Annotated in this window: 23 protein-coding genes and 2 pseudogenes; 17 read left to right on the top strand and 8 right to left on the bottom strand. The window is 33.1% G+C overall.

Annotated elements, in window-relative coordinates; translation table 11 throughout:
* The 7 genes and pseudogenes from DMC01_RS15140 to DMC01_RS15970 form a co-directional block, all read left to right on the top strand.
* Positions 1-362: pseudogene (locus DMC01_RS15140) on the top strand (hypothetical protein); the annotation flags it as partial.
* A gap of 10 nt (positions 363-372) precedes the next feature.
* Complete coding sequence (locus tag DMC01_RS07700) at positions 373-1,152, top strand: T6SS effector amidase Tae4 family protein (RefSeq protein ID WP_246059118.1); 780 nt, start codon at positions 373-375, stop codon at positions 1,150-1,152.
* Positions 1,153-1,164: 12 nt separating this feature from the next.
* Positions 1,165-1,674, top strand: a complete 510-nt coding sequence (locus DMC01_RS07705) for a hypothetical protein (protein ID WP_142693668.1) — start codon at positions 1,165-1,167, stop codon at positions 1,672-1,674.
* Positions 1,675-1,781: 107 nt separating this feature from the next.
* Positions 1,782-1,904: a hypothetical protein gene (locus DMC01_RS15965; RefSeq protein ID WP_282432284.1), complete on the top strand. Its 123-nt coding sequence runs from the start codon at positions 1,782-1,784 to the stop codon at positions 1,902-1,904.
* 466 nt (positions 1,905-2,370) lie between these two features.
* Complete coding sequence (locus tag DMC01_RS07710; protein WP_142693669.1) at positions 2,371-3,306, top strand: nucleoside/nucleotide kinase family protein; 936 nt, start codon at positions 2,371-2,373, stop codon at positions 3,304-3,306.
* Positions 3,299-3,457, top strand: a complete 159-nt coding sequence (locus tag DMC01_RS15145; protein ID WP_246059120.1) for a hypothetical protein — start codon at positions 3,299-3,301, stop codon at positions 3,455-3,457. Before DMC01_RS07710 ends, DMC01_RS15145 begins: the two co-directional genes overlap by 8 nt.
* Before the next feature lie 1,346 nt (positions 3,458-4,803).
* Positions 4,804-5,326 (top strand): annotated as a pseudogene (locus DMC01_RS15970) (IS1595 family transposase); the annotation flags it as partial.
* A 103-nt stretch (positions 5,327-5,429) separates the two neighbouring features.
* Here DMC01_RS15970 and DMC01_RS07725 read toward each other — a convergent pair.
* Positions 5,430-6,074 carry a putative metalloprotease CJM1_0395 family protein gene (locus DMC01_RS07725; protein ID WP_142693670.1) on the bottom strand — a complete coding sequence of 215 codons (645 nt, stop codon included), beginning with the start codon at positions 6,072-6,074 and terminating at the stop codon, positions 5,430-5,432.
* A 79-nt stretch (positions 6,075-6,153) separates the two neighbouring features.
* Between DMC01_RS07725 and DMC01_RS07730 the strand changes: the two genes are divergently transcribed.
* Both DMC01_RS07730 and DMC01_RS07735 read left to right on the top strand, forming a co-directional pair.
* Positions 6,154-6,519 carry an HIT family protein gene (locus DMC01_RS07730; RefSeq protein WP_142693671.1) on the top strand — a complete coding sequence of 122 codons (366 nt, stop codon included), beginning with the start codon at positions 6,154-6,156 and terminating at the stop codon, positions 6,517-6,519.
* 158 nt (positions 6,520-6,677) lie between these two features.
* A complete protein-coding gene (locus DMC01_RS07735; protein ID WP_142693672.1) occupies positions 6,678-7,238 on the top strand; it encodes a YceI family protein in 561 nt (186 codons plus the stop codon).
* On the opposite strand, the gene DMC01_RS07740 is transcribed toward DMC01_RS07735, so the two are convergent.
* On the bottom strand, positions 7,231-8,205 hold the full coding sequence (locus DMC01_RS07740; RefSeq protein ID WP_142693673.1) for a hypothetical protein: 975 nt from the start codon (positions 8,203-8,205) through the stop codon (positions 7,231-7,233). The two genes, DMC01_RS07735 and DMC01_RS07740, sit on opposite strands and share 8 nt — an antisense overlap.
* A gap of 879 nt (positions 8,206-9,084) precedes the next feature.
* On the opposite strand from DMC01_RS07740, the gene DMC01_RS07745 reads away from it, so the two are divergent.
* From DMC01_RS07745 to DMC01_RS07770, 6 genes are all read left to right on the top strand, one after another.
* Positions 9,085-10,671 carry an ABC-F family ATP-binding cassette domain-containing protein gene (locus DMC01_RS07745; protein ID WP_142693674.1) on the top strand — a complete coding sequence of 529 codons (1,587 nt, stop codon included), beginning with the start codon at positions 9,085-9,087 and terminating at the stop codon, positions 10,669-10,671.
* Positions 10,658-10,990, top strand: coding sequence for a hypothetical protein (locus DMC01_RS07750; RefSeq protein WP_246059121.1), 333 nt, complete (start codon positions 10,658-10,660; stop codon positions 10,988-10,990). The genes DMC01_RS07745 and DMC01_RS07750 overlap by 14 nt, the downstream gene beginning before the upstream one ends.
* A gap of 123 nt (positions 10,991-11,113) precedes the next feature.
* A complete protein-coding gene (locus DMC01_RS07755; protein ID WP_142693676.1) occupies positions 11,114-11,311 on the top strand; it encodes a hypothetical protein in 198 nt (65 codons plus the stop codon).
* 12 nt (positions 11,312-11,323) lie between these two features.
* Positions 11,324-11,530, top strand: coding sequence for a hypothetical protein (locus DMC01_RS07760; protein ID WP_142693677.1), 207 nt, complete (start codon positions 11,324-11,326; stop codon positions 11,528-11,530).
* 83 nt (positions 11,531-11,613) lie between these two features.
* Entirely contained in the window at positions 11,614-11,853 is a 240-nt protein-coding gene (locus DMC01_RS07765) for a hypothetical protein (protein WP_142693678.1), read from the top strand.
* Between the two features lie 102 nt (positions 11,854-11,955).
* Positions 11,956-13,029, top strand: a complete 1,074-nt coding sequence (locus DMC01_RS07770) for a hypothetical protein (RefSeq protein WP_142693679.1) — start codon at positions 11,956-11,958, stop codon at positions 13,027-13,029.
* A 189-nt stretch (positions 13,030-13,218) separates the two neighbouring features.
* On the opposite strand, the gene DMC01_RS16635 is transcribed toward DMC01_RS07770, so the two are convergent.
* Both DMC01_RS16635 and DMC01_RS15160 read right to left on the bottom strand, forming a co-directional pair.
* Entirely contained in the window at positions 13,219-13,368 is a 150-nt protein-coding gene (locus DMC01_RS16635) for a hypothetical protein (RefSeq protein WP_246059125.1), read from the bottom strand.
* Positions 13,369-13,376: 8 nt separating this feature from the next.
* Positions 13,377-13,580, bottom strand: coding sequence for a hypothetical protein (locus DMC01_RS15160; protein ID WP_246059123.1), 204 nt, complete (start codon positions 13,578-13,580; stop codon positions 13,377-13,379).
* A gap of 690 nt (positions 13,581-14,270) precedes the next feature.
* On the opposite strand from DMC01_RS15160, the gene DMC01_RS07780 reads away from it, so the two are divergent.
* Both DMC01_RS07780 and DMC01_RS15975 read left to right on the top strand, forming a co-directional pair.
* Positions 14,271-15,029, top strand: a complete 759-nt coding sequence (locus DMC01_RS07780) for an exodeoxyribonuclease III (protein ID WP_142693680.1) — start codon at positions 14,271-14,273, stop codon at positions 15,027-15,029.
* A gap of 795 nt (positions 15,030-15,824) precedes the next feature.
* Positions 15,825-15,956: a hypothetical protein gene (locus tag DMC01_RS15975; RefSeq protein ID WP_282432285.1), complete on the top strand. Its 132-nt coding sequence runs from the start codon at positions 15,825-15,827 to the stop codon at positions 15,954-15,956.
* 590 nt (positions 15,957-16,546) lie between these two features.
* Here DMC01_RS15975 and DMC01_RS07785 read toward each other — a convergent pair.
* The 4 genes from DMC01_RS07785 to dnaN all read right to left on the bottom strand — a co-directional run bounded on the left by DMC01_RS07785 (position 16,547) and on the right by dnaN (position 22,756).
* Entirely contained in the window at positions 16,547-17,764 is a 1,218-nt protein-coding gene (locus DMC01_RS07785; protein ID WP_142693681.1) for a DUF2920 family protein, read from the bottom strand.
* A 375-nt stretch (positions 17,765-18,139) separates the two neighbouring features.
* A complete protein-coding gene (locus DMC01_RS07790) occupies positions 18,140-18,598 on the bottom strand; it encodes a Dps family protein (RefSeq protein ID WP_142693682.1) in 459 nt (152 codons plus the stop codon).
* Positions 18,599-19,066: 468 nt separating this feature from the next.
* Positions 19,067-21,379 (bottom strand): DNA topoisomerase (ATP-hydrolyzing) subunit B, encoded by a 2,313-nt coding sequence (gene gyrB, locus DMC01_RS07795; protein ID WP_142693683.1) that lies wholly within the window; start codon positions 21,377-21,379, stop codon positions 19,067-19,069.
* 303 nt (positions 21,380-21,682) lie between these two features.
* The gene (gene dnaN / locus DMC01_RS07800) at positions 21,683-22,756 is read right to left on the bottom strand and encodes a DNA polymerase III subunit beta (protein ID WP_142693684.1); all 1,074 of its coding nucleotides are present in this window, start codon (positions 22,754-22,756) and stop codon (positions 21,683-21,685) included.
* Positions 22,757-22,784: the final 28 nt, after the last annotated feature.

Raw genomic sequence — 22,784 nt, forward strand, 5'->3', positions numbered from 1 at the left:
CACAAAAAATTCAATTAACAAGTGATGATGTAAATAGAGGCTATGTAAATGTTGAATTTAAACTGCCTTTGAGGTTTATAGGAGAGTGGGAGGGGATTAAAGTAATAAAACCAAAAGTAGAATTTAATAAAGCTAAAGAGATAATAGAACTGTATTTTAGCTATGGAAAGGAAATGATAAGATTAGAGGGCGATGATTCAAGACATAGCTCTGATTTAAATTTACATATAAAAACGAGTGGATATGAGGATGGGGAAACACTAGACTTGCAAGGTAATCTTAACGGAAAAGATTTTAATATAAAAGTGGCTATTTATAACAATCAGGCTATTGTTAAGAATATATTTTACAATCAAATATAAGGAGTAATAAGTGCCATTCAAATGTAAAGTGGTTTGTGGAGACAAGGTATTGACTTCCAATATACAACGACCAACTTGGTGTTGTATGGAAAAAGGTTACAATATTATACATAAAATTCACAAAGAAGCAAAACAATTAGCTAAAGCAAAAGCTTATAATGAAATAGAAGAAGCAAAACTTATAGCCAAACATATATTTGAATATATTGGTGGCAAACTTGATGAAGCTCGTATAGAGGCAGAAATAAAAGCAGAGCAAGACAAAAATATTGAAACATATAGAAATACTTGTGCCACAAAACTTAGTTTTGCTTTTAATAATAGCGAGATAAAGATAGATCACAAAAATTTAAAACTTGTAGGTGGGACAAAGTGGAAGGGCAAAGATGGATTTTACTATTACACAGGAGTTTCTGGAATCAAAAATTTGTTGATTGAGAATTGGAAAAAGAAAGGTCTCAAACCTTTTTCACAAAACAATAAAGAAGATTTTTATAAAGTATTTTATAATTACAAACAAGAACCATATTCTACACTAGTAGATTCTTATACAAATATTATTAACGCAAAAAGAGTAAAAGAAATACGAAACAATAATGAAAAATTTTTCAAAACATTACAAGGCTTAAATAAAAAAGGCATTGTTACAATGGATATTGATGCTTGCAATGATGCAAGAGGCCATACTACTTTGTGGAATGGGAGCGATTTTGTAGATGATGAAAATTACTTAAATGACGAAAGAGAACATATTTTTGTTAGAGAATTATGTTTTTTTGAACTAAAATAAAGAGACTAAAGTATGAAAAAGATTATATTGTTAGTCTTGTTTGGAGTTTCTATATGTATTTGTGTAGAGGAGTGTTTAGACTATGATGATGTGAGCAGTTTGTCATATCTCAAAAGTAAGCAGTCTGCCGAAGATATGCATTTTGCTATGGCTACTACGGTGCAAACTATGAAAGACTATGGATTTGGTATCTGCCTTGAATATTTTAATTTAGATTCAAAAAGGATGGAAGTGGAAATGAAACACTTACAAAAACATTTAAGGCTCATAGAGGGTAGGTCAAGTGCTCGTTGCATTACGACCAATAGAGGAGCAAAAATAAAAGAGGAAGTGGAAAAATATTTAGCGGATTATAAAAAAAAATCAATAGAAGAGATGAAATCTATTGTTACAAAAGATAGGCTTAAAGAACTATTAGAAACTCCACCGCTTTTACGGAAATGTTTGTCGCTCTACGAATCCACCGAATACCAAGCCAAAGTAAAGCACATAGTGAAAAAATACTGCAAGGACTGCAAGTAAATTCACATAAATTTAGCATAGAGTTTATGTGCATTGAAAGAGTGTGTAAAATAAGTGAATTTTTGCTAAAATTTTACTTTGAAAATTTGAAGATGAGGAAGGCAAAGATGTCAACTAAGCCAAACACAGCCTACACCATAATGCCAAAGAACAAGGCTTGCACCCTACAAACTACCTTAAAACCAAACAAAATTTACAGTTGCTTTGGCATAAAAATAAGGGTTAAATAAGAGGTGGATATTTTTAGCAATGAGGGAAACAATAATGGCAAGTTTGAAATTCACATAAATCATATAAATTTAGCGGACAAGTTTAAAATTCAAGTTTGAAATTCACCTAAGTGGTATAAATTTAAAAGAAATTGAAGCTCAAAGCAAGGGTATAAAGTTAAAAGATTTAGAAAAAGATAGCAAGTGTATAAATTTAAAGGAAAAAAAAGAGCAAAGGCAAGATCACAAAAGACACACCCATTTTTTGCTATAATCAACACTCACAAGAACTAAGCATATTTTGTTACAATCAACTTCAAAAAAGCAGATCAAAATTAGACGGAACACTATAACCATAAGGACAAATTTAAGTGAAGATCTCATAAATCAGACAAAAGAAAGTGTTTATAAATCAAGCAAAAGAAAGCTTAATTAAGCCTTGCTTTTTGAATTTATCATTTTATTAAAATAATTATTTCTAATTTAAATGGTAAAGAAAATTTTACAGCCAAATATTCACTTGACAAATAAGAACGAGGCAAACAACAAAGCCTCACAAAAAATTCAATTAACAAGTGATGATGTAAATAGAGGCTATGTAAATGTTGAATTTAAACTGCCTTTGAGGTTTATAGGAGAGTGGGAGGGGATTAGAGCTAGCAAAATAAAATCAAAAGATAAAGATTGGCTTGTTGAGTTAGAACAAGAATTACATTTAATTGAAGCAAGCCTTACATTTTTTGCAAAAGAAGCCTTTCACAATGATTATGTGAGAACAAAATACCGCGAAAGTATTAAAGAAATGTTAAATAGCATTAAAAATCAAGCCAAAGCAGAAAAAGACATCAATAAGCTTAAAGATTTAGCACAACAAGCAAACAAGTTTCGCAATGAAATGATGGAAGATATGCGCCAAAAAAGTACTGCTTTAGGCAAAACTATTGCAAAGACAGTTAAAGAAAAAGGGCAGACATTTGATGAGGCTATAAAAGGAAAACTTAACAAACAAAATATAATACAAGCTTTTGATAAATTACCCGAGTATAAGCAATTAAAAATATATAAAAGCATAATAAAATCATCTGGCAAATCAAACGAAACATTGAATGCTAAAATATCAATAGCTAAAAATTTTGCTAAAGGTTTTGCCGTTTTAACTGTGGGGTATGCTACTTATGATCTTTATGTATCGGAAAATAAATTTGAAGCCATCATATCAAATGGTGCTACTATTGGTGGTGGAATATTTGGTGGTAGCGTGGGTGCTTGGACTGGACTTATTTGCGGTCCCTATGCTTTTATGAGTGTTGCTGCATTGGGCTTTTTAGGAAGCGTTGGTGGTGGATATTTGGGTGATAAATTTGTAAATGATTACATTAAAGACAAGATAGATTCTTTATTGAAGGAATTTAATCTTGAATAATTTATCAAAACAAGAACAAGAAATATCTTATATTTTAAGCACGGTGTTTAATTACTACACTTCCTACATTGAGATTCTAGGGGATATAAGTCAATCAGATACAAGAAAATACACACAAAGCTGGCAAAGAGGAATGCCTTGCACTTTTTAGGGTAAAAAGAAAATATAAATTAGTAAAAAAACAAATTTTAAATATAAAAAATGACTTTAATCAAAAAGATTTAGATAGCTTGTTTTATCTTACAGCTTCATATTGTTTAAGACATAAATATCCTATTTCTTGGCTAGATGATTGGTGTGAAGAATAAGCTTGGGATAAGGATAAATTTATAGCTGGTATCAAGAAGATAAAAAAGATAACCTGGCCTCATAGAAAATACTTATATTTTAGAGTAAAAAGCCATTATAAAATACTTTGCCTTATTTTTGCTTTCAAAAAAATTCCATTTGAAAAGCAAAAAAAGCTACTCAAAAAAGATAATTCTATACATTTTCCTATGCTATATGAAAAAATTTTGTATGGTTATTTTTTCATCTCTATTACACTTGTTATTTTAATCGCAATAATCAAGCTTTATTTAGCGAATTAATTTGTATAAGCACTAGATCTTTTTAGAGGCAAAGCCAAGTTTAAAATTTACATATATGAATTTAAAGGATTTATAAAAAGCAAAAGCAAGATCGCAAAATATACTCTTTTGTTGTGTTAAAAAAGTAAGCTTATATTTCAAATTTACAAATTCTAAGTATAAAATTCAACTAGCTAAGAATTTATTAAAAGACAGTCAAGCTAATCTTAGCTCTGTAATCCTTAAAATTCATCTTTCTTTTATCCCAAGCTAAAAACAACAAAGATGCAAAAAGCACTAACTCACAAAAACTCGCAAAAATTCAAGCCCTTGCAAGTGAGGTAAAAAGAGTATGTATCACTGTGAATTTAGGCTGTCTTTTAGGAAAAACGCTCACTTCGTGTGCTTTTTTGCTGAATATGCTTTTTTGCTGATTAAATGTCTACACCGGCCATTAGGAGCCTTTAAAATATCTTTGTGTAAAAGATCTAGCATTTTGATATTTAAAGCTTGGTGCTTTGATTGATCTTAGCTTACTAGGAGCATTTGTTTAGGTTAAAAATTTACAAAGCTTTTATATTTCTTGAAAAAAACACACAAAACATTGTAAAAATGCCTCAAAATTTATCCCAAATTTTGCCTCTAAGCTTTGTGAAAAGCTAAACAAAGCACACAAAAGATTTGGCGATTGATACTTTTAGCTGATATAATTACAGCCCAAAGCTTGGAAAAATCGATGTTAGTATATATTTTTGCCCTACATTTTTGAGCGGAAATTTTAGCAATTTTAGAGTGCTTTTGTGCTGACATTTGCGTAAGCAAAATCGCCCTCTTTGCAAGGTTTCTCGCTCTTGTGTGAATAGGATAGTGTAGCAAGCTTTTAACCCTTAAATAGTGCGAAAAAATCAGCAAAACGAAGTTTCTTTAGAAAATGAGTGGTGAAATCGAAGTTGATGAAAGTTACTTCGGTGCAAGGCGTGTGCGTGGCAAGCGTGGGCGTGGGGCTGGAAAAAAGACGCCTGTGTTTGGAATGTTAAAACGAAACGGTTGCGTTTATACGCTCAAACACTTGCTCTGCCAAAGAGTTGCTGCCTAGGACTTTTCAGAGCTTGAATAAAGTGAGATTTACAGTGATGGTCTCAAATCTTACGATGGTTTGGTGGATTTTTTGCTTCGTTACACTCGCAACTTTGCAAGAAGGTGCAAAGACTCATTATAGGGTCAAACATAGCAAAAATGAGTTTGCAAATGGGCGAAACCACATAAACGAAATTGTGAATTTCTAGGGACCTTACAAAGGCTAGATTAAGTCAGTTTCACGGCATTAAAAGAGAATTTTTCTTTTTACGCATTTGAAAGAGAGTGAATTTCGATATAATGTCAAAGTTAAGAATGAAAATTTGTATAAAATTTTGTTAAAATTGATTAGGAAAAATCCTAGGTCATTTTAGCTAAAAGTATCAATCGCCAAAGATTTATAAACGCATCATTAACCGTTCTAAGCTTAAAGCTGTTTTTGTATTAAAGTTTAGTTTAATTAAAGAAGAGCGTCTTTTAAGCAAGGGCTCTTAAATTCTTAGTATAGGCTGAGATGATGCTTTGTTTTGAGGTATTGTTTGTTGTCTGCTCTTCTCTTTCTTCTTTCATTTCTTCTTGTGCCTTTTTATCTTCTTCTGCCTTGATTCTATTTGCCCATGCTCTTGCTTCAAGCTCCATCTTCATAGCATTTGCAGCCACCTTGTAATCTTGAGGGCTAGGATCGCTTGGTGCCATCGCTGCTGCTCTTACCTGTCTTGCATTTGCTATTGTTTCTTCTGGGGTATTGCCTTTTTGTAAGGAAATAGATACCTCTCCAGCAATGGCATACATTTTATTATCAGGTCCTCTTGTATAAGTAAAGCTAGCACCTCCGGTAAGCCCTCCTCCTGCTGAGACATGGGCCATCTCGTGTGCTTTTACCTTCGCATCTATGGCTGAAAGTTTGTTGACTAAGGCTCTTTCTTCTAGGCTTAATTCATTTGGATCCTCTTTTTTTCTTTCCTCTTCTTGCTTTAAGGATTCTTTTGTATTTTGAGCCTTATCTTCTTGGCCGTTAAATTCAGACAGGGCTAGGTCTTGATTTTCTTGTAAATTTTGATCTCTTTTTTCTTGTGAAGGGATTTGAGGAAAGCTTATGCTAAGAGAACTGTCAATATACATTAAAAACTCTTTTTTATTTAGTTAATCTACCATTATACAAAAAATTTGATAAAATTTACAAAAATTTAAGGAAACATTTATGTTTTTTGAAAACGAGGTTTTGTTTATAGAAAAAGAAGAGGCTCAAATTCCTTGGATCAAGATCTTTACAAAAGAGCCATACAAGGAGCTTACAGACTGCCCGCAAGCTTTGTTAAATGAGCTTTGGGAAATGGTGCAGCTGTGCGAAAGAGCAATGAGAGAGTTTTATAAGCCTGATAAGATCAATCTAGCCTCCTTTGCAAACTATGTGCCAAGGGTTCATTTTCACATAATGGCTCGCTTTAAAGAGGATGAGTTTTTTCCTGAGTGTATGTGGGGTAAGCCTCAAAGAGAGAAAAAGGACTTGAATTTACCTGAATTTAACGACTTTGTAGCCTTTTTCAAAGAATTAGCAAAGAAATAATTTTGTGAATTTATCTCCTTGCTTTAAAGAATTCACAAGAAAGACATTTGCTTAAAGTGTCTTTAAAATTCACACCTCCTTTAAAGCTTAGAGATTTTCTTTTTGTTTGTTTTATAAACATATAATTTTCACACAAAATTTATCTACAAGGAGAAAAAATGAAAAAGATTCTTTTCGCTTCAGCATTGGTGGCTTCACTGTTTAGCTCAAACCTAGTAGCAAAGGAGTATGTCATAGACAAGGCTCACTCAACAGTAGGCTTTAAGATCAAACACCTTTCAATCAGCAATGTAACAGGGCTTTTCAAGGACTATGATGCTCTCATTGACTACGAAAATGGGGAGATTAAAAGGCTTGAAGCTAAGGTTAAGGTAGCTTCTGTAAATACAGAAAACAAGGGCAGAGATGATCACTTACAAAAAGATGATTTTTTCAATGCCAAAAAATACCCTGAGATCACCTTCACTATGAAGTCCTTTAAAAAGGTGAAAAATTCAGCCAAGATAGTAGGCACACTGAATTTAGTAGGGGTTTCAAAGGATATAGAACTAGACGCTGACATAGGCGGCACAGCAGAACAAAGAGGGGTTGAAAAGCTAGGCTTTTCTTTAAGCGGTAAGATCAAAAGAAGTGATTTTAAATTCGCACCCGGCTCCTCAACAGTAGCCCTAGGAGACGATGTATTTATCAACATAGAAGTTGAGGCAAACGCTAAGTAGTTGTCCTTTTAGACACAGCATCTTGTAAAGACAAGATGCTTTCTTCATAATCCTCTTTACCCCTTATCAAGGCAGTTGAAACACTTAGTTGCAAGGGCTTATCTTTAAGCCAAGAACTAGTATTCTCAAAACCTTCTTTTAGGCTTTTTAAAAGAGTCTTTGCAAGGCCTTCATCCTCAAAGACAAGGATAAAGTCTTCTTGTGTGTGAAAAATTTGCACCCCCTTTTGTCTTCTTAAAATCTTTCCTATCTTTTTAAGCACAACTATTTTATCCCCTCTTTCTAAGTTAATTAAGCCTTCAAAGCGTAAAATTCCAAGATAATAAGCCCTTAGCCCCAAAAGCCTTCTTTTCATAGCCTTGCCGTTTGCTAGTTTGCTTACAGGATCAAAATAAACAGTTTTATAGCTCTTATACAAAAGATAAAGCGCAAAATACAAAGAAGCAAACTCAAAAAACGAAACAGTAGCACTTTTTTGAAATAAAAACTGCATAAAAAGTAGCACAAAGGCAAGGACAAAATAAAGCTCCCCCCTTAAAAATCCCCAAAAAAGCAAAAACAAAAGCTCTATCATAAAAAAGATCGCACTTAGATCGCTAAGTGGGCTAAAAAATCCTAACTCAAAAAGATCCTCGCTCAAACTAGCATTGAAATTCGTGCTCTTGCTTAAAAACAAGGCTAAAATTCCAACAAAAAAGATCGCGCCTAGTTTTATAAAGGAACTTTTTTCAAGGATTAGGGCTGTTTTCTTGCTTAAAACAAAAAGCACAAAGACAAAGGGCAAGAACAAGCTTAAAAATAAATTAACCTGATACAAGCTTGCATAAAGATAAAGGATCTTACTCAAAAGAAGGCTTAAAACTATAAAAAATATGCGAGTATGCTTGAAATAAAAGCTAAGAAGCAAGGCAAGCAATTCAAAGGCAAAGGAAATGGGTGCAAGAGAACCTAGAATCAAATCAAACATAAAAATACCTTTTTTGCAAAAATTATAGCCAAAAAAGCCTAAGCCCTGCTTTAAAAATTTAAGCTTTAAAAAAGCTTTTACAAAGTATGCTATTTGAATTTAAAAGCTAGCAAGCTTAAATTCAAGCTAAATTATAAAAAAGGGTTTTTGAAAGGTTTATTTTGCAAAATATTAAATTTACATAGGTTTTCAATGCTTCCAAAAAGCCTTTATTTTACACAAAAACTTTGTGAGCCTTTATAAAAAAACTTGATGTGCTACAAGATATGATTTTTAGTAAGAATAAGCAAAAAGATATTTGAGATCTTTTTGCTTGGGCTACAAGCCCTGCTAGATCGCTTCTTTGAATAAGGCACAAATCATTTTTAAAAATAGCCCCTTTAATTTCAACTCAAGGATACTAAATTTTATGAATTTACAAGGAATCAAGATCTTTAACTTACACACAAAAACAGCCTAAATTCAAGGTTAAATTTAAAAAGCAAGACATTTAAATCAAAAATTCACATAGCTTGAATTTAAGTAAAATTCAATAAAACTGGTAAGAAAAAATCATATTTTTATAGGCTTTTAAACTGTGTAGTACTACGCGCTACATTGATTTATAATCACATTGAGTGTGCTTGTTGTGAGCTACTCCCACAAAAAAGGGAGAGAGCTAAAACGTCCTTTTTAGCTTGAAATACCTTGACTTTGAGATTTTTTTTGAGCCAAATTTAATTAAAATTCAGCTCACCCTTTCGCAAAAAGGGGCTGAATTTGGTATAATACAAAGGCTTAGTACAAGTTTTATCAAACAAGCTTTTTAACTAACTTGATCTTGATTAAAAGCAACTTAGCAAAAATAAATTCAAGCCTAAATTTAAACCAAGGAAGCCTATGATTGAGCTTAAAAACCTAACTATGCGTTTTGCAAATCAAACCCTATTTGAAAATGTGAATTTAAAGCTTAACAAAGGCGAAAGATATGGACTCATCGGTGCAAATGGAGCAGGTAAAAGCACCTTTTTAAAGATCCTAGCCAAAGAGCTTGAAGCAAGTAGTGGAGAGCTTTTGATAGATGAAGGGCTTAGAACTAGCGTCTTAGGACAGGATCATTTTGCCTTTGAAGCTTACACAGTAAAAGATGCGGTTCTTTGTGCTAATAAAAAATACTTTGAAGCCCTTAAAGAAAAGGAAAGGCTTTATGAGAGTGCTAAATTCACAGACGAGATTAATGAGAGATTAAACGAGCTTGAAATGATCTGTGCTGAGGAGGATCCAAATTATGACAGTGAAATAAGGGCTGAAAAAATTCTAAGCTCCTTAAACATAAAAGACTTTGAAGCACCTATGAGTAGCCTACAAAATGCGGATAAATTTAAGATCCTACTTGCTCAGGTTTTGTTTTCAAAGGCTGATATACTCTTGCTTGATGAGCCTACTAATAATCTTGATCTTAAAACCATAGCCTGGCTTGAAAACGAGCTTTTAAGGCACGAGGGAATGCTTGTTGTAATCAGCCACGATAGGCATTTTTTAAATAAAATTTGCACCAAAATTTTAGATGTGGATTTTAAGCAAATTAGAAGCTACTCAGGAAATTACGATGAGTGGTATATGGCTTCAACCCTTATAGCAAGACAAAATGAGCTTAAAAGAAACAAGGCTTTGAAAGAAAAAGAAGCACTTGAAAGCTTTATACGCCGTTTCTCAGCCAATGCAAGCAAGGCAAAACAAGCAACAAGCAGGACAAAGGCACTAGAAAGGCTTGATTTAGAGGAGATAAAAATATCAAGTAGAAGGGATCCTAGCATAGTTTTTCGTCCCCAAAGAGAGATAGGAAATGAGATCTTAGAGCTTAAAGGATTAAGCAAGGCTTATGAGGATAACAAACTCTTTGAGGGGCTGAATTTAAGGCTTGAAAAAAATGATAAAATAGCCCTTATAGGTGAAAATGGGGTAGGCAAAAGCACCCTTGCTAAGATCATAGCAAACAAGCTAGTAGCTGATAAAGGAGAGGTGCATTTGGGTGCTACGATTGAGCTAGGATACTTTCCACAAGATACCTCAACCGTCCTTTGTGAAGATTTGAAACTTTATGAATGGTTAATGAGTGATAAATTTAAGGATCTAGATGAAATTCGCAAATGTTTAGGTAGAATGCTCTTTAGTGGCTTAGATCAAGAAAAATTAGTATCCAAACTAAGCGGGGGCGAAAAACACCGCCTTATGCTTTCTCGCTTAATGCTTGAAAGATCAAACTTCTTACTCTTGGACGAGCCTAACAATCACCTTGACTTAGAAGCCATCATAGCCCTTGGCGAGGCACTTTATAATTTTAAAGGCGTTGTGCTTTGCATAAGCCACGATAGAGAGTTAATCAATTCTTTTGCAAATAGAATTTGGCACTTAAAAGATGGAAAACTTAGCGATTTTAAAGGCTCTTATGAGGAATTTTTAGGAGGAAATGATGAATACCTATAAGATAAGATATGCTGCTGGCTTTGGGCACAACACACAAAACCACAAGGGCTTTGGTCCTACTATTTATATAGAAGAGACTGTGGAGTATAGAAGCGTTAAGGATTATTTTGATTATGTGGATTTTTACAATTCACACTCAAAGCCTGATGATACATATTTTCACATATCTTGGCTAGAAGATAGACCCCTCACTCAAAAAGAGATCGCAAGTCGCAATGCCTACCGCGATCTTAGAGATAAAAACTGCGAAAAGGCAAAGCAAGAATTTATCCAAAACAACGAACTTGATCCAGAACACCACCCAACACACGGCGACTAAGCTCTTTAAAAGAAATTAAAATTCAGGCTAAAGAAAAATGAAATCTTGCCGATGTTGAATTTATGTTTGCTTTTAGTAGTTTTTACTAAAAGCAGATATAAAGAAGACAGGAAGGATTTCCAAATGAAAAAATTTATTGTTATTTTAAGTTTTTTCGCAGTAGCTGCACTTGCAGCCGGTTATGACAATTCTGAGGGTGGATACTACGATGATCCTAGACAAGATAGAAGCACTCGCAACGAAATTCTAAGAGAAGCTGGATGCAAGGCTATTAATGCTTTAGGCAATGGCAGATATTTGTGCCTAAGATGGCCAAGATAAAAAGGCTTTACTATGAATATAGATGCAAGTAATGCCCTTTGTTTTGATGCTTCTATGTTTGCTACAAGCATAGAAGATATGCTAAAAGGTATGAAACTTGTCGAAGCAGAGGGCAAAAAGATAGAAGAACAAAGAACTAAGAGTCAGATCCTTAATCTCAGTGTAAGTGAGGAGGAGGAGTTTAGAGACGAAAAAAGGCTTTTGGATATAAAAGCTTAATGAGATTTGGCTTGATCTTGTAAAAAAGCCAAAATTTTAAGCTTATAAGCTCTAAAAATTCAAAGATCTTAAAGGAAGGTATTATGAAAAGATTTTTTGTAGCTAAGATGCTTTTAATCTTATCTATAAGCCTAGTTGAGGCAGCTTGTAATCCTTGGCTTCAAAACTGCTCTCAAGAAGAGCTTTACTCAAAGACTTGCTGGGGCTTTGATGGAAAAACTTGTTTATGTTGCAATGCACATAGATACATTTGGGTGAGTGGTGATCCTGTTTGTAAGAGAGGCTATGTTTGGCCTGGCAAGATTTATGAGTGTTTAAATTAAGAAAATGTCGATTTAAAAACCAAAGAGACATCACAAATCGATTTTAATCAAAAAAACAATTTAGTCCAAAAATAAAACATAGATTTAAAAAGGCAAACTAAGATGAACATAGGCAAAACCCTAATATCCGTTCAAGCAAGTTTTTTTCAAAACAAGGATCAAGCAGCCTTTAAGGCTCCAAAAGTTGAGTATGCTTATAGAAGAGCAGATGACTTTGAGCTTTCTAAGACAAGGGAACATACAAGCAATATAATTAAATTATTTGATGATGAAAAACAAATATCTCTTAGGCTTAGCAGTGAAAGCTTGAATTTTTTAAAGGATCATTTTGATAGCTCTAACTTCATAACCTTAAAGGACGGCTCGGTAGGATTAAGCGGAGATGCGGCTGTTTTTGTGGAGGGTTGGTATAAGGATCTAGCTTATAATAGAGGCTTTTTGGCAAATGATTTTAATGGCAACTCCACCATCAAAGCACTAGAACACCTAGGCTTTAAAAATTCCTTAGCCCAAGAAGCTGACTCTATTAAAAATGGTCCTTGGCTAAAATTTTTTGACGGTACAAACTTTGCTTATGAAAATGGCAAGATAACAAATAAGGCTATAAGCCTTGATGAGCTTATAAATATTAGCATACTTAGTGATAAGGATAGAAATGGAGAAATAAGCTTTTTAGAAGCTTATGCCTCAACTGATGCCTTAGAACAAGGCTATGAAAACTGGCTAAATGACTTTTTAAGATCTTATTTTAAGGATGAAAATATCAACATACAAACATATTCACTTATAGCCAAGAAATTTAATAACGAAAAGGCTATGGCTGTGGGTCTTTATGAAACGATCTTTGAAACTTCCTTGTATGGAGGCTTAAATTCGCTAGCAGCACATAGATTTGAGGAGCTTAATAAGGAATTTGAGCTAGAATTAGAAGATAATCAAAACACTCAAAAGATAAAAAAGAAAAAAACAAAAAAAGCTGGGCATGAAGAAGCACTCCTTGCTAAATACCCTGAATTTAAGGCTCTAATAGAAGCAAAAGAAACAATAAGCGAGGCTGAGCTTGATCAGCTTAGAGAAAAAAAGAAAATAATTAATTCCTATCAGCACTTAACACAAGAAAAGGATCTAAGCCAAGAATTCACGCAAGCAGTTTTTAAAACAGATCTTACTGTTTAGAAACTCTTTGAATTTTATTAAATTTAGCCTCAATCCAACTTAAGCGGATTTTGGCTTATCAATTTTAATAAATTTTGATGAGAATATTGCCTTAAAATTTTGGTCTTAATTGGGTTTCTTTTAAATGAAAGACAAAATTTTCTTTTTAGCCATGAAATTTGGCAAGTGTCAACTTTTAAAACTTTTACTCTACACAGTTGTAAGACGAAACGAAGCAAAAAAATTCTCAATGCCATTTATATGATTTGTGTCCTTTGCAAACTTATTTTTAGAGTGTTTTACTCTATAACTTTGCTCCTTTTGATTGCAGTTGCAAGACAAAACGAAGTAAAAAATCAACTAAACCATCATAAATAGCCAAGCACTAAAATTCCATCTTCCTCATACCACTTAAATCCCATAGCTAATAGCTCACTAGCCAAGTAAGCTTTTACAAGCTGAGTATAAACTTGTCCATTTCGTTTTAGCATACCTTCTTGCAAAGGGACAAGAGCACGAAGTAAAAAAACTTGTGTTTTCTTACCAGCTCCAAGTCCAAGCTTAGCTCGCACACCACCTAAATAACTCTCAGCTATTTCAATCTTGCACTTTTGAATTTTTTTACATTCTTTAAGGCTTAAAATTCTAATATTTTTGATTATTTTATTGATGCTTTGGCAATAACTTTTGCTTAATTTTGCAATTTTTATGGCTTTAAGATCAAGGCTTTTTCAAAAGGGACGAGCGCGTAACACGAAGTAAAAAAATACTTTACAATTCTTTAAATTTAGCCTCTGAAATTCTGAAACGATTAATACACTTGTTTTTCATCTTATAAATCATAATTTAAAACTCATTTATTTGAGCTTAAGTTGTTTTGAGCCTAAGTTTTTAAATATCTTGCTTCATAAAAACTGTTTGACTTTAAAAATTTGGCACAGTTAAGCAAAATTATAATTTCACCTCATATTAAAGCTAGATTAAAATACCTTAAAATTATATCTTTGAATTTTTAGCATAAATTTTAAAGAAATTTTTCTTCATTTTATAAATCATTCAAATATTTCACAGCTCATTGAGGAAAAAAGAAGTTTATCTTAAATTAATCCTTAACTTACTTTAAATTTATACTTTTATCTTAGAATTTAGCTTTTTATGAGGCTTTTTAAGAAGGGCTTGAATTTATTTGGGCTAAATTTTAAAAAGCAAAATATGTTTACATAGTTGCACTTTGTAGGTATAAAAGTTTAAAAAGGATAAGAATGAAACTAATTTCGTGGAATGTAAATGGGCTTCGTTCCATTTGCGACAAGCAGGGTTTAAAATGGCTAGAAGATGAAAGGCCTGATTTTGTAGGCTTTCAAGAGATCAAGGCTAGCGAGGATAAGTTTCCAAAGGATATTTACGAGCTTGGATACAAAAATATCTTTTCAAATTCAGCAAAAAGACCTGGGTATTCTGGGGTTATGAGCTTGTGTGAGTTTGACTGTGAGACTTTTAACTGTGAATTTAGCGAGGATGATGAGGGTAGGGTGCTTGAACATCGCTTTAAGGATATAGTTTTATTTAATATTTATTTTCCAAATGGACAAAAAGATGAGGATAGGCTAAATTATAAGATGAAATTTTATGCGAATTTTTTAACATATCTTAAAAAATTATTAAAGGATAATAAAAAAATCATCATTTGTGGGGATGTAAATACAGCCCACAAGGAAATAGATCTAACTCATCCAAAGGCAAATGCTAACACCTCTGGCTTTTTGCCCATTGAAAGAGCCTGGATAGATGAGCTTTTAAAGGCTGATTTTATAGATACTTTTAGAGAAATTCAAGGGGATATACCTGAGAAGTACTCTTGGTGGAGTTATAGGATGAGGGCTAGAGAAAAGAATGTTGGCTGGAGGATTGATTATTTTTTCATAAGCTCAAATTTAAAAAATGCCTTAAAAGATGCCTTTATAAGAGCTGATATTTTTGGCTCTGATCACGCCCCTGTTGGCATTGAGATAGATCTATAAAATTAAAGCTTTAGGCTCAATTAAACTTAAACCAAAAGGTTTTTAAGCTAAGTCCTATGAAAAACAAAAATCCGTTTGCAAATTTCGTCAAATGTAATTTTAGGAAAATTTTTAAAGTATTTTTTACTTCGCCTTGTGGCTCGTCTCTTTTCAAGAAGGAGCAAAAACTCGTTATTATGGTAAGGTACGCCAAATTCGAGTTTGCAAATGGACACAAGCACATTAACGAAATTGTGAATGTTTTTACTCGTTCTACGCACTAGTTCCTTTATAAGAAGGAACAAAGGCACAAGATTTTGTTAAGCACTCTAACAATGAGTTTACACTAGGTAAAATCACATAAATGAAACCGTGAATTTTTTTATTTAGCTTAACTTGAAACTGCTAACACAAGGGGATATGTAAAGCATAGATTAAGCAAAACTAAAGGAATTCAAAAAGAGAACTTATTACTTCAATTTAAAAGAAACAAAATTTAGATCTAATACTCAAATTAAAGAACAAGATTTATATAAAATCTTAGGCTCAAGGTACTTTAATTTGATACAAGATCATTTTAAAGTATAAAGAGTTAGATGAAAAATAAATATATGATTCATTCCCAATAAGAAATTACGAAGTATTTTTTACTTCGTTAAGCCTCTTGTAACTTTTGGGGAATTGATTTAGAGGCTAAAAGACGCTCAAATTTGCAAAATAACTCGTGCTTGTGTGAATGCAATTGTGCAAGAAATTCGCATTTTAACCCTTAAAGAGTGCAAAAAATCAGCAAAACGAAGTTTCTTTAAAAAATGAGTGGTTGAAGTTGATGAGAGTTATTTTTTACTTCGTTACACTAGTAACTGCGTAGTAGAAGGGGCAAAAAGGGTGCGAGGTAATCGTGGGCGTGGGGTTAGCAAGAAAACGACTGTGTTTTTACTTCGTTAAGCCTCTTGTTCCTCTGCGAAAATGAATGCTAAAACGCTAGGTTGTCGTTTATACACAGGTCGTTAAATACTGCTTAACCAAAGAATTGCAGTCCATAATAAAGGAATTTTCAGAGTTGGCAGAAAGTGAAATTTACAGGAAAGCTTCAAAGCATACGGTGTCTGGTGGATTTTTTGCTTCGTCTCGCAACTGCGTAGTAAAATGAATAAAGGCACATTATAGTATAAAGCATAGCAAAAACGAGTTTGCACACGCACGAAACCACATCAATGCGATTGTGAATTTTTTACTTCGTGCTACGCACTCGTAATTTTAAGCAGAAGTTTGCGAAATTTAGACTTGCTAAATTTATGAGGTATAAAAAAAGAAAATTTTGTCCTTCACTTAAAAGAAACGCGATTAAGACGAAAAATTTAAGGCAAAATTCTCATCAAAATTTATTAAAATTGATAAGAGAAAATCCTATTAGAGTATCTTGAGCCAAATCTTATTAAAACTCATAATAAATCAAGCACTTAGGATTGAGCCTAGATTTTTATTAAGCTTGAAGGTTTAAGGCTTGAATTTTATTTAAGGCTTATTTAAGCTTCTTATAAAAAGCTCAATACCCCCCCCCCCTCAAGCTTTTCTTTGAAATGATATTCTAAATTCTCACAAGGATAAATAATTTCTTTCTTTTCTTTTTTATTGTGTGTAAATTGTGTTTTAAGTAAAGGAGGTAATTCTTTTTGTATTAAAGTCTTTAAAGACATATTCATTCCGTGTGCTTCTAAATTCTTTATAAACTTACCATCCACATCCTTTTGACTTATCATATGAAGTTTGCTTTTAAAGCCAAATTCTTGTAAGTTTGAATGAAACTCCTCTTTTAAGTAAGCTGGTGCTATGAACTCATCTTTTATGGAATGATAAGATATAAAATGAGGCTTTTTATAAGAGGCTAAAAGCCTTAAATGCTCCTTGCTAAGAGCTCTAATTTGTGCGCAAGAGGGTGAAAAATAAAATCTTGATTCTTTGTTTGTAGTCCAAAGGCTTTTTGTAAAGGCGTGAATTTTAAAATGCTTCATATTTATAGTAATGTCGCCTATGTTTTCATAATCTATTTCTTTTATAAAGCCTACATAAGCTACGCAGGTCTTTGTATAAGCTGAGCTTTCAACCACACAGTCGATTAACCAAGGAGCAAATTTCGCACACAAAAGTGCAAGATACCCTCCGTGAGATGAGCCAAAAAGCAAGGTTTTAGGTGGATTTTTAAGCTTAAATGAGGCATAATTTTTGCGGACAAAATAAATGGCATTGATTAGATCTAAGGCTTGCATTACACCGAAATTTTGATACTCATTTTTTGTGGGTCTTAGACTTAAAGTTAAAACAAGTTTTTTGCCAAGCCTCATATCCTTTATCATCTCATCAAAATAAAAAAAGCTATCCTTTAAATCCTGAGCGCTTAAATCCCCATCTTTAAAATCAAAGCCTCTTATGCCAAGGCTTTTGCAGGTTTCATTAAAAATGAGTTTATCTATCTCATCCATATAAGGCTTAGCTCCTATGGGCATTCTATTTTGTATGCAATGATAATTAACCCTCAAACAACAAACCTCAAATTCCTTCACCACAAACTCAGCTATATGATCAGCATAACTGTCATTACAAGCATCCATTCCACATCCTGGTATAAAGACAAATAAGGCCTTCATTTCTTTTTCATCATCATAACTTAGTTTAAATTCAAGCAAAGAATCTCTTTTAATGTTTAGTTCTATGTCGTCTGTGGATTTAATTTCATAGGTTTTATGTTTTATCATTTTATGCCTTATAAATTTAAGTCTTGAAAGAAAGATATATTTTGAGTAAGTTTAGCATATTTTTGTGTTTGAAAACGATGAATTTAAGTGATTTTAAAGATTTATTGCAAATCTTTAAATTTAAAGGTATTTACAAAGAGAAAAAAAGATTTTATTGAATTTATACAATTTAGAAATAATTTCGGACCTTATGAAATCGCAATGATTTTAAAGACAATTAGTAAAGCATTTTATAAGCTTTAAATTCAAAAACATTAAATTTCAGTAATAAATTCAAAGATTAGAAGATAAATTTATACAGTAATTTTAAAATAAGCTTAAAATCTTTAAATTTTAAAAAGATTTCAAGCTATTTTAAGTTTAATTGCAAGAAGTTTACTTCTTTTTGCAAGAACTTTCAAGTGCATTATCAAGCATCCACAAAGACTTTTCAAGCTTTGCTATCTGTTCTTGTGCAAGGGCTGAGGTGGTGGTATCTGCATCCTTTGTGGCTAAGTCGTCAAGCTTTTTAAACTCAGTTAGCAAGTAACCATAATCCTTCTTTAAATTTTCCAAAACCTCAACTGCTGTGAAGCAATCCTTCCCATCAAGCTTTGGTAATTTCGCAGCCTCAATTAGATCCTTATGGCAAACAAGAGCCTTTGTTTTAAGCTGTAAGGCTCTTTCGGCTAAATCATCAAAAAGCTTTGCTATGTCTTCATAGGCTGTTTGAGTGTAAGAATGAATTGCAAAAAATTGCAAACCCTTGACATTCCAATGATAATTATGAAAACGAAGCCATAGTTTGTGAGTATCGGCTTGAAGTTGGATTAATTTATCTGTTAGTTTTGACATTTTATGTCCTCCTTTTGTGAATTTTCATTTCAAAATTTAGCCTAAGTTCTTAAATAAAAGATTAATTTAAAGATGCAAACTTGACATAATAGAATTATTGAGATTAAAAAATTCACAGCTAAAAAGCTTTTGCGTATTTAAAATATAGAGTATAGAAAATGCAAATTCACTCTTTTTGTGAATTTTAGCTTAAAGATTCACAAAAATTCTACATATAAAGGATTTAAACAAAAATGTTTCAAGGCAAGAAGTATATACAAATTATTAAACATTGATTGCAAAATATATAAAAATTAATTTAAACTGTGAATTTTTATGCTTTTTATGCGAATTTAAAAGAAATTCTAAGACATAAAACACTTAAAATTCACAACTCAAATTCCAAAAAAGTGTCCGCAAAATTCACAAATTCACATCTAAATTCCAAAAAGCACTCACACTAAAATTCACAAGCAAAACGCAAGGTCATTATACATCCAAATGCTTTACATCCTTTGCGTGATCTTGTATGTAATTTCTACGAGGTTCAACCTCATCTCCCATAAAGAGATTAAAGGTATCGCTTGCACTTTGAGCGTCATTTATGGAGATTTTAAGCAAGCGGCGGTTTGTGGGATCCATTGTTGTGTCCCAAAGCTGATCAGGATTCATCTCGCCAAGCCCCTTGTAACGCTGTATATAAGCACCCTTTTTGGCATTTTTCTCAATGTCTTCTAAAAACTCCAAAATATCCTTGCCAAGATTAAAATCCCTTTCTTTTATCTTTTCATAGATAAAAGAAGCCTCCTCATAAAGCGGATTGCTAAATAACGCGTCATTTATGACAAGCTCGTCAAGTCCGTTTTCAGTTTGCACAAAAATGCGAATTTCGCTCTCGTTTATGTATAAATTTAAGATATTATGCCCTTGTTTTTCAAGGAAAGTTTTGATGATTTTAAAAAGCTCGTTGTTGTCGTTTTTGATTAAATCCTTATTTTCTATCAAATAACGAACCACGCTAATTATGCTATATCTTTTTTCAAGCTCTTTTAAAACAGAGCGGTAGGCTGCAACGATTTTTAAAAAGTCTTTTAAATCATTTATGCCAACCCCCTCAAAGCTACTTGTTTCAATGCCTGTTTCGATTAGATACTCATTTAAAGCCTTTTCATCCCTTAGATAAATCTCTTTTTTCTGCCCCTTTTTGTAGCGATAAAGTGGGGGTTGGGCTAGATAAATATGTCCGTTTTCAACAAGGGCGTTCATAAAGCGGAAAAAGAAGGTTAAAAGTAGGGTTTGAATGTGCGAGCCATCCACATCCGCATCCGTCATAATGATGATTTTATGATAACGAAGTTTGGATAAATCAAACTCATCGCCTATGCCCGTGCCAAAGGCTGTTATCATATTTTTTATTTCTTCACTTTTTAAAATTTTATCAAGGCGAGCCTTTTCTACATTTAAAATCTTACCCCTGAGCGGCAAGATAGCCTGAAAGCCCCTTTCTCGTCCTTGCTTTGCTGAGCCTCCAGCTGAGTCTCCCTCCACAAGATAAATTTCACACTCGCTTGGGTCCTTACTTTGACAGTCTGCAAGTTTTCCGGGCAAGGTCCCTACGCTTAAACCCTCTTTTTTGCGGGTTAGCTCCCTTGCCTTTTTGGCAGCTTCTCTGCCTCTTGCTGCCATTAAAGCCTTTGCCATAATGGCTTTTGCCTCGATGGGATTTTCCTCAAAATACTTTGTAAGGTATTCAAAAGTGGCTTTATTTACTATGGGACGCACATAAGATGAGCCAAGCTTGCCCTTTGTTTGCCCCTCAAATTGCGGTTCAGGCACCTTTACGCTTACAATGGCGATTAGCCCTTCTCTAACATCATCGCCTGTGATTTTGCTATCCTTTTCCCTTGCTGCTGCGTTTGCCTCAACATAATTTGTTATAACACGGGTTAGCCCCATCCTAAAACCAGCCTCGTGAGTGCCTCCGTCTGGGGTTTTTATGTTATTTACAAAGGACAGCAAATTCTCGTTGTAGCTTTCATTATACATTAAAGCGATTTCGACATTTACATCCTCTTCATCTGTGCTAAAAGAGATTACCTTTGTGAGTGCTTCTTTTGAATTTAAATCGCTTACAAACTGAGAAATGCCTCCGTCAAAATGAAAGCTCTCGCTCTTTCCCTCGCCTCTTTTATCGGTAAAATCAATGGTAATTTTGGGGTTTAAATAGGCAAGTTCTTTAAATCTTTTAGCAAGGATTTCATAGTCAAAATTTGTAAGCTCAAAGATCTCATCATCAGGGAAAAACTCAACCGTGGTGCTTGTATTCTCGCTTTGCCCTATGATTTCAAGCTCGCTTATGGGCTTTCCTTTGGCAAATTCTTGGCGGTAAATGTGTCCTTCTCTTTCAACTGTGGCTACAAGGTGCTTTGAAAGGGCATTTACAACTGAAACTCCCACTCCGTGAAGTCCTCCGCTTACTTTATAAGTGTCTTTGTCAAATTTCCCACCTGCGTGAAGGACGGTTAAAACGACTGTCAGTGTGGGGATTTTTTCTGTTGGGTGAATGCCCACAGGTATGCCTCGTCCATTATCTTTGACTATGCAGCTACCTTGTTCTGTAAGCTCTACGCTTATGTGGGTGCAAAAGCCTGCCATCGCCTCGTCAATGGAATTATCCACAACCTCATAAATCATATGATGAAGTCCGCCCACATTTGTATCGCCGATATACATTCCGGGACGTTTGCGAACGGCTTCTAAGCCCTTTAAAACTCTAATATTACTTTCGCCGTAATTTTGCATTTTTTTCCTTTTAAGAAAAAGATATTTTTGAATTTTTAAACATACAGTTAAATTTAAACTTTGAATGTATTAAAATAATTTATTGAAACTTTTAAGAGCTTTTGTATAAAAAACATTGATTTTATAAGCTTTTTGAAACTATTTTTTAAGCTAAAAATTTATGAATTTATTATTGTAGCCTTGTAGCAAAAATTAGCTCATTTAGCCTCATTGAATAAACTTTTATAAAAAGCCTAAATTTAAACACTAAGAGTAAATGATTTAAACTCAAAACAAATTTAGCTTTTATGACTTTTTATAAATTTAAACAATGGCTGGCATTATTATTGTTTCAAGCTCATCACTTCTAATTACAAAGGCTTGATTTGGTTCATTTATGAAAAACTTAAATTCATCAGCCTCTATGGAATTTATAAAGTCTAAAAGATGCTTTATTGTTATATTTAAGGAAAATTCCTCTTCTAAGTCAAGCTCTAAGTCAAGTTCTGTTTTTGCTTCCATATTGTCTATGATTATACCCTCAAAAACAAGCTTGTTCTTTTTAAAATGTAATTTCATCTTATCACAAGCTACGCTCACCTTTTTTAAGCTATCAGCAAAATCCTCTGTTTTAAAGCTAAATTCCTTGCTTATCTTTTTGGGAATGACCTTTTCATAATCTGGAAAGGTATCGTTGATTAGCTTTGTGAAAAACTCAAAATTATCGCTTTCGCTTTTCATTATAAGTACATTTTTATCAGCAAAAAGCTCAACCTTTTCATAAAAGAGCTTTTGCATTTCTATGATGGATTTTTTAGGTATGCTTAGATTAAACTCTGTTTGATTTTCTTTCATAACAGTATAAATGGCAAGTCTTTTTGTATCTGTTCCTACGAAATTAATTCTATCATTTTTGACATTTATAAGAGCACCGTTCAAAGAGGGCTTTGGGTTATCATTGTCAATGGCAAAGACTGTTTTTTTAAGTCCTATTCTTAAATTATCTGAATCAAGTTCTAATCTATCCTTTCCTTCTTTATTTTGCAATTCAGGAAAATCCTTATAATCAAACATAGAAAGCTTATACTTTGTGTATTTTTGTTTTATAAAGAGTGAATTTTCCACTGTTTCAATCAAGATGTCTTCATTTGCAAGACTTTTTACCATTTCAAGTATATTTTTTGCTTGTGCTGTTGCAAAGCCGTTTTCTTCTATTTTAAGCTTTGTGATCTTGTAGCTAATTCCAAATTCATAATCTGTTGCCTTGATGATTAATTTATCATCATTTGCTTCTAAGAGCAAATGAGAATTTATGGCACTGTCGTCCTTTTTTTCTGCCAAACTTGCACACAAAGCAAGAGCAGATTCAAGGGTGTTTTTGTTTATGCTAAGCTTCATTTTTATTCTCCTTTATTTTTAAATTTAA

The organism is Campylobacter troglodytis, from assembly GCF_006864425.1.
Classification (GTDB): domain Bacteria; phylum Campylobacterota; class Campylobacteria; order Campylobacterales; family Campylobacteraceae; genus Campylobacter_D; species Campylobacter_D troglodytis.